Raw genomic sequence first — 6,425 nt, forward strand, 5'->3', positions numbered from 1 at the left:
CCGGCACGCCACCCGGCACCTGCAACCGCTGCCCGGCACCGACCTCGCGGTGGCCCCGGCCCCGCCGCGACCGGTGCCGCCGCCCGCCGCCCGCCCACCGGCCGCGCGCCCCACCCCGGCCGCCCGTCCCGTCAGCAACGTGCCGGTGGAAACCCGATGAGCGAGCGAATTGCCAGGCTGAGCCGTACATCCGATCCCGGCGACAACCAGTCGGGCGGTCCGAAGCGTCCATTGGCCGTGAGCGAGGACGAGCTGGAGCGGGCGCTGCGGGAGACCCTCGCGGGTCGCGTCGCCGCCCCGCGGCCGCTGGCCGCCGACCCGGCAGGCGTGGCCATCCGCCGCGCCCGCCGCAGCGGGCGGCGTCGGGCGCTCACCGGCCTCGCTCTGGCCGGGGCGGCGACCGTGCTGGTCACCACCGGGATGGCGCAGCTCGGCGGCCCGACCAGACACGGCGGCACGCCCACCGTGGTGCTCGGCGACCCGCGCGGTTTCACGCCCTCCCCGTTGCCCACCGCCAGCACCCCGCCCCCCGCCGCCGCGCCGGTCCGCGCCGAACTCGACCTGATCATCGGGAACCGGCTGGAGACCAGCGGTGGCGAGCAGCGGGAGCTGACCGGAGTGGGTCCGGTCGAGCGGGCGCAGCGCGTCCCCGACTACGGAGGCTGGCTCGTCACCTCGGTGGCCACCGCGGCGGGCCGTACCCTCTGGTGGGTGCCGCCCAACGGCAGCGCGCCGCAGGTGCTGCTCGCCGCGGCGGACGCCGTCGTGGTCGCCGCCGACGGCCGCCAGGTCGCCTGGCGCGACGGCCCGGAGATTCTGGCGGCCGGGCTGGTGGGCGGCCAGCTCGTCGCGACCAGCCGGACGGCCGCGGCCGCGGGCGCCGTACCGGTCGGGTTCGCCGCCGACGCCGTCCTGATCGAGGAACCCGGCCGCGGGGTGAGCCGCTGGCCCCGGTCGGCCGGGGGGCAGCCGGGCAGCCCGGCCCGCGACGTGCTGAACGTCTACGGAACACTCCCCGACGGCAAGCTGGTCGGCGAGGTCTCCGCCGGTACGCCCCGGCGACCCTGCCTGGCCCTGCTCGACCCGGCCCGCGACCTCGCCCCGGTCCGCACCGGCTGCGGCCCGGACCTCGCCAGCGACGGCGCGGCCGGGATCTCCGCCGACGGACGGTGGCTGCTGGTCAACGGGGGCCGCAAGGCCGGTGCCCTCCTCGTCGACCTGCGCACCCTCGGCGCCACCGTCTCGGCCCACCCGGCCGGGCCGGCGGTGGTCGGCGGGGTGGCCTGGACGGCGGCCGGGGTCGCGCTGCACGTGGACCCCGCCGGCCAACTGGTCCGGGTACGCCCCGACCGGGTGGCGGCCGGGGAGCGGCCCGCCGGGGCACCGGTCACCGGGGCCAGCCCGGACGAGCCGCTGGTCGTGGTCGCCGACACCACCCGCTGACCGCCCCGCCGCCCCGACGGTGGGCGCCGACCCCGGGCGGTAGCGTCGGCGGGGTGAGCGCCGCCCGGATCGACCTGCATGCCCACTCCACCGCCAGCGACGGCACGCTCAGCCCGGCCGAGCTGGTCCGGGCCGCCGCCGACGCCGGCCTCGACGTGGTGGCGATCACCGATCACGACACCACGAGCGGCTGGGCCGCGGCGGTGGACGCCCTACCGCCCGGGCTGACCCTGGTCCGCGGCGCCGAGCTCTCCTGCCGCTGGCACGGCGTCGAGCCGGCGATCCCGCTGCACCTGCTCGCGTACCTCTTCGACCCGACGGAGCCGGAACTGGTCGCCGAGCTGGCCCGGGTCCGGCGGGCGCGGGAGGAGCGCGGTGAGCGGATCGTCCGGCTGCTCCAGGCCGACGGCATCGACGTCGACTGGGCGGCGATCCTGGCCGGCGCGGCCGGCGGCACCGTCGGTCGCCCGCACATCGCGCAGGCGCTGATCCGGGCCGGTCTGGTGGCCACCACCACCGAGGCATTCGGGCCGGACTGGCTGGGCGAGCGGTACCGGCTGCCCAAGGAGGACATCGACGTGTTCCGGGCGGTGGCCCTGGTACGCGCGGCCGGTGGGGTGCCGGTCTTCGCCCACCCCCGGGCCAGCCGCCGTGGCCGGATCGTGCCGGACGAGCTGATCGGCGCACTGGCCGCGGCCGGGCTCGCCGGCCTGGAGGCCGACCACGAGGACCACAGCCCCGCCGAGCGGGACCACGTCCGCGGGCTGGCCGCCGAGCTGGGGCTGCTGGTCACCGGCTCGTCGGACTTCCACGGCACGCACAAGACGGTCCGGCTCGGCGCGTTCACCACCGACCCGGCGGCGTACGAGCGGATCGTCGCCCTGGCCGGCGGGGTGACCCCGGTCGCTTCAGGCTGAAGCGCTCCGGCGGCGCGGCTACCGTGTCCGGGTGGATCTCAAGCTCTTCGGCGAGGTCTTCGTGACCCTGCTGGTGATCGTCGACCCGCCCGGCATGATGCCCATCTTCCTCGCGCTCACCGGGCCGCTGCCCGCGCGCGACCGGAACCGGGCCGCCTGGCAGGCCGTCGCGCTGGCGCTCGGGGTCATCGTGGTGTTCGCCGTGGCCGGCCAGACCATCCTGGCCTACCTGCACGTCGACCTGCCGGCGTTGCAGGCCGCCGGCGGGCTGCTGCTGATCCTCGTCGCCCTGGAACTGCTGACCGGCAAGTCCGACGACCCGAACCAGCAGACCACCTCCAACATCGCCCTGGTGCCGCTGGGCACGCCGCTGCTCGCCGGGCCGGGCGCGATCGTCGCCACCATGCTCTTCGTGCAGCGGGCCGGCGGGTTCACCGACTACCTCTCGATCGGCGCCGCGATCGTGGCGGTCATGGCCGCGGTCTGGGTGGTGCTGCGCTTCTCCGGCGGGATCGTCAAGATCCTCCGGCCGGGTGGCATCGAGGTGCTGACCCGGATCGCCGGCCTGCTGCTGGCGGCCATCGCGGTCCAGCTCATCGCCGACGCGATCGCCGCCTTCGTCACCCAGTACATCACCATGCGCTGACCCGGCCGGCCGGCGCGGCCCTGTCGTACCGGGATGGCAGGATCTGCGACGTGCGACGACCCTCCCCGACCGGGCGGCCCACCGGCGGCCGGCCGCCCCGACCCCGCGCCGAGCAGCCCGAGCAGCTCGGCTTCGAGGGGATGCCCGAGCGGCTCTTCGTCTGCACGCCCAGCAAGCTCGGCGCGTACGCGGACTGCCCCCGGCGTTACCGCTACTCCTACCTCGACCGGCCCGCCCCGCCGAAGGGGCCGCCGTGGGCGCACAACTCGCTCGGCGCCAGCGTCCACACCGCCCTGAAGAACTGGTACGCCCTCGACCCCGACCGCCGCCGCCCCGAGGCGCTGGCCACCCTGCTGAAGGGCACCTGGGTCCGCGAGGGCTACCGCGACGTCGACCAGGAGCGGGACGCCTTCCGGCGGGCGCTGGCCTGGCTGGAGGCGTACGTGGCGGGGCTGGATCCGGCCGACGAGCCGGTCGGGGTGGAGCGGGTGGTCGCGGTCCGGACCGCGGTGCTCGCCTTCAACGGCCGCGCCGACCGGATCGACTCCCGGCCCGGCCCCGACGGGCGACCCGAGCTGGTCATCGTGGACTACAAGACCGGCCGCACCGGGCTGGACAGCGACGACGCGCGCGGCTCCCAGGCCCTGGCGCTCTACGCGTACGCCGCCGAGCGGGTGTTCCGCCGGCCGTGCCGTCGGGTCGAGCTGCACCATCTGCCCACCGGCACGGTCGCCGCGCACGAGCACACCGCGGAGTCGCTGGATCGGCAGCTCACCCGGGCCGAGGAGACCGCCCGGGACATCATGGCCGCCGAACGGGCGGTCACCGACGGTGTCGACCCCGACGAGGCGTTCCCCGCCACCCCGGGCCCGCGCTGCGGGTGGTGCGACTACCGGCGCGCCTGCCCGGAGGGCGCCCAGGCACCCGGGAAGGACCCGTGGGCGGCCGTGGACCGCCCCACCGGGCCCGTCTCCGACTCCGACTGATCGGCCTGGCGGCCGCCCTGTCCCCGTCGGTGTGACCGACGTTCGCGGCATGTCGCGGCTTTCCGCGGCGTTGTGTGCGCGAGTTGCGGTAGCTCGGGGTGTCCCGGGCGGCGGAGGGTGCGGTTCGCCCCAAAGCGTGTCGGCCCCGACCGGCCGGCGGGCGGCGGATGGAGCAGGTGGCGCGGCCCGGGTCAGGCGACGGCGAGGCGGGCGGCGCGCGCCTTCGCGGCCTGCTGCAGCGGACCCTCCCGGTAGCGGCGCGGGACCGCCGCCAGGGCGAGCCGCAGGGCGCGCACGCTCAGGTCGGCCGAGAGTGCGGTGGTGGGCAGGCCGAGGCCGCCGTACAACCGGCGGGCCCAGGCCGGGAGCAGCGCCATGGCGACGCCCGCCACCCCGAGGTACGCCCAGCGCGGCGGCCCAAGGCTCAAGCCGAGCCGCAACGGCCGGCTGACCTTCCACGGGATCGGCGGAGCGGTCAGGAACAGCGCGGTCTCCGCCGCCTCCTTCGTCATCCGCAGGTCGCCCTGGATCCGCCGGTAGTAGTCGGCCACCTCGGCCGCGGTGCCCGGCACCTCCGCCGGGTCGAGCCCGACCAGGGCCGCGGCCCGGCGCTGCTCGGTGTAGTAGCCGTCGATCTCGGCGCCGGTCAGCGCCAGCCCGGCCCGGCGGGCGGTGCTCACGAAGGACTCGACCTCGGTGACGTGCACCCAGCGCAGCAGGTCCGGGTCGTCGATCCGGAACTCCTCGCCGGTGAACGGGTCCCGGGCGCGCAGCCGGGCGTGCCGGGCACGCAGCCGCCGCCCGGCGGCCTCCGCCTCGTCGGTGGTGCCGTAGATGGTCGTCCCCACGTAGTTGGCGGTCCGGACCAGTCGCCCCCAGGCGTCGGTGCGGTAGTTGCTGTTCTGGGCGACCCCGGCCATCGCCCGGGGATGCAACGCCTGCAGGTAGAGCGAGCGGAGGCCGGCGACGATCAGGATCGGCTCCTCGTGCACCTTCCACGTGACCGATCCCGGACCGAACAGGCCGAGATCATCGGTTTCCACAGCCCAAGCGTGCCACGTGTCGGCCGGTACCGGCCGGTGCCCGGCCGCGCCGGTCAGTCGTCGGCGGACCGGCGCGCCTGGCAGGCCGGGCAGAGGCCCCAGAAGGTCACTTCCGCCTCGTCGACCTCGAACCCGTGCGCGGTGTGCGGGTCCAGGCAGGGCGCGCTGCCGGTGGCGCAGTCCACGTCGGCGATCTCACCGCAGCCCCGGCACACCACGTGGTGGTGGTTGTCGCCGGCGCGGGCCTCGTACCGGGCGGGGGAGCCGGCCGGCTCGATCCGGCGGGACAGCCCGGCCCGGGAGAGCGCGCCGAGCACGTCGTAGACGGCCTGCGTGGAGACCGAGTCGAGCCGCTCCCGGACCCGCCGGGTGATCTCGTCGACCTCCAGGTGGCCGCCGCCGGCCAGCACGTCCAGCACGGCGAGGCGCGGTCGGGTGACCCGCAGGCCCCGCGACCGGAGCAGCTCCTCACCGGTGGACATGCAGTAATGACAGCACGGGCCCGGGACGCCGACAAGCGAGCGGCAACCGGGGTGGTCGGGGCCACAGGGCGTGAACCACACCCGGTACGGCCGCGTGGGTGGAATGTGAGCGAAGCGGCGACGATCACACCGTCGTACGCTGACTGCGCGGTTCGCACCCTCCCGGAGGTGTCGGTGTTCAAGGAATTCAACGGTCTGCCCGCGCATGCTCTGCTGGTGCACGCCGCAGTGGTGCTCGTGCCGCTGCTGGCGATGGTCTCCGTCGCGTACGGCCTGCTGCCCCGGTGGCGGTCCCGGCTCGACTGGGCGGTGGCCGCCCTCGTCATCGCGGCACCCATCGCCGCGTTCCTCGCCACCGAGTCCGGGGAGGCGTTGGAGCACGTGCTGGAGGAGAAGCACTACCCGGCGCAGATCCTCGACAAGGTGCGCGAGCACTCCGAGTACGGCGACACGCTCCGGTCGTTCACCTTCGGGCTGGCCGCGGCGGCGCTGCTGCTCCTGCTGGTGACCAGCGGGCTCGCCCGGACCCGCAACCTGCCCCGCTGGCTCGCCCCGGTCCTCACCGGTGTGGTGGCCGTGCTCGCCGTGTTCGCGGTGGTGTACGTCTACCTGGCCGGCGACTCGGGCGCCCAGGCGGTCTGGGGCGGCACGCTCTGAGCCCGGCTCAGAAGATCACCCGCGAGCAGAGCAGGCACATGAGCAGCACCAGCACCACCGCGGCGACCGCGCCGAAGCCGTAGGTGACCCGCTGCGCCTGCTGCTCGGCCCGGTCCATCGCGGCCATGTCCTGCCCCGGCAGCCGCCGGGGCGGTGGCGCCTGCACGTACACCGGTGGACGCCAGCCGGGCGGCGGCGGGTTGGTCGGCGGCGGGCCGGTGTAGCCGGCGGGGGTGGCCGTGCCGCCCGAC

8 protein-coding genes are annotated in these 6,425 nt (G+C 76.0%); 5 read left to right on the plus strand and 3 right to left on the minus strand.

What is annotated here, in order from left to right; translation table 11 throughout:
• Positions 1-237: 237 nt before the first annotated feature.
• The 4 genes from ACWEVO_RS26510 to ACWEVO_RS26525 all read left to right on the plus strand — a co-directional run bounded on the left by ACWEVO_RS26510 (position 238) and on the right by ACWEVO_RS26525 (position 3,992).
• Positions 238-1,443: a hypothetical protein gene (locus ACWEVO_RS26510; protein ID WP_452310222.1), complete on the plus strand. Its 1,206-nt coding sequence runs from the start codon at positions 238-240 to the stop codon at positions 1,441-1,443.
• Positions 1,444-1,496: 53 nt separating this feature from the next.
• Entirely contained in the window at positions 1,497-2,360 is an 864-nt protein-coding gene (locus ACWEVO_RS26515; protein ID WP_452310223.1) for a PHP domain-containing protein, read from the plus strand.
• Between the two features lie 31 nt (positions 2,361-2,391).
• Positions 2,392-3,006 carry a MarC family protein gene (locus ACWEVO_RS26520; protein ID WP_452310225.1) on the plus strand — a complete coding sequence of 205 codons (615 nt, stop codon included), beginning with the start codon at positions 2,392-2,394 and terminating at the stop codon, positions 3,004-3,006.
• 140 nt (positions 3,007-3,146) lie between these two features.
• Positions 3,147-3,992 (plus strand): RecB family exonuclease, encoded by an 846-nt coding sequence (locus tag ACWEVO_RS26525; RefSeq protein WP_452310229.1) that lies wholly within the window; start codon positions 3,147-3,149, stop codon positions 3,990-3,992.
• A 191-nt stretch (positions 3,993-4,183) separates the two neighbouring features.
• Here the strand turns inward: ACWEVO_RS26525 and ACWEVO_RS26530 are convergent, their stop codons facing one another.
• Together ACWEVO_RS26530 and ACWEVO_RS26535 are read right to left on the minus strand one after the other, a co-directional pair.
• Positions 4,184-5,035 carry an oxygenase MpaB family protein gene (locus tag ACWEVO_RS26530; protein ID WP_452310226.1) on the minus strand — a complete coding sequence of 284 codons (852 nt, stop codon included), beginning with the start codon at positions 5,033-5,035 and terminating at the stop codon, positions 4,184-4,186.
• Positions 5,036-5,088: 53 nt separating this feature from the next.
• A complete protein-coding gene (locus ACWEVO_RS26535) occupies positions 5,089-5,517 on the minus strand; it encodes a Fur family transcriptional regulator (RefSeq protein ID WP_452310227.1) in 429 nt (142 codons plus the stop codon).
• Between the two features lie 174 nt (positions 5,518-5,691).
• Here ACWEVO_RS26535 and ACWEVO_RS26540 point away from each other — a divergent pair, with 174 nt between their 5' ends.
• Positions 5,692-6,174 carry a DUF2231 domain-containing protein gene (locus ACWEVO_RS26540; protein WP_452310230.1) on the plus strand — a complete coding sequence of 161 codons (483 nt, stop codon included), beginning with the start codon at positions 5,692-5,694 and terminating at the stop codon, positions 6,172-6,174.
• A gap of 7 nt (positions 6,175-6,181) precedes the next feature.
• On the opposite strand, the gene ACWEVO_RS26545 is transcribed toward ACWEVO_RS26540, so the two are convergent.
• On the minus strand, positions 6,182-6,425 hold a 244-nt coding region (locus tag ACWEVO_RS26545; RefSeq protein WP_452310228.1), incomplete at its 5' end, for a hypothetical protein.

The sequence above is a fragment of the Micromonospora sp. NPDC003776 genome (assembly GCF_053605645.1).

Excerpts from the sequence above, each read along its gene's own strand:
- ACWEVO_RS26535 (WP_452310227.1), bottom strand. The coding sequence starts at position 5,517 with ATGTCCACCGGTGAGGAGCTGCTCCGGTCGCGGGGCCTGCGGGTCACC.
- ACWEVO_RS26525 (WP_452310229.1), top strand. The coding sequence starts at position 3,147 with ATGCCCGAGCGGCTCTTCGTCTGCACGCCCAGCAAGCTCGGCGCGTAC.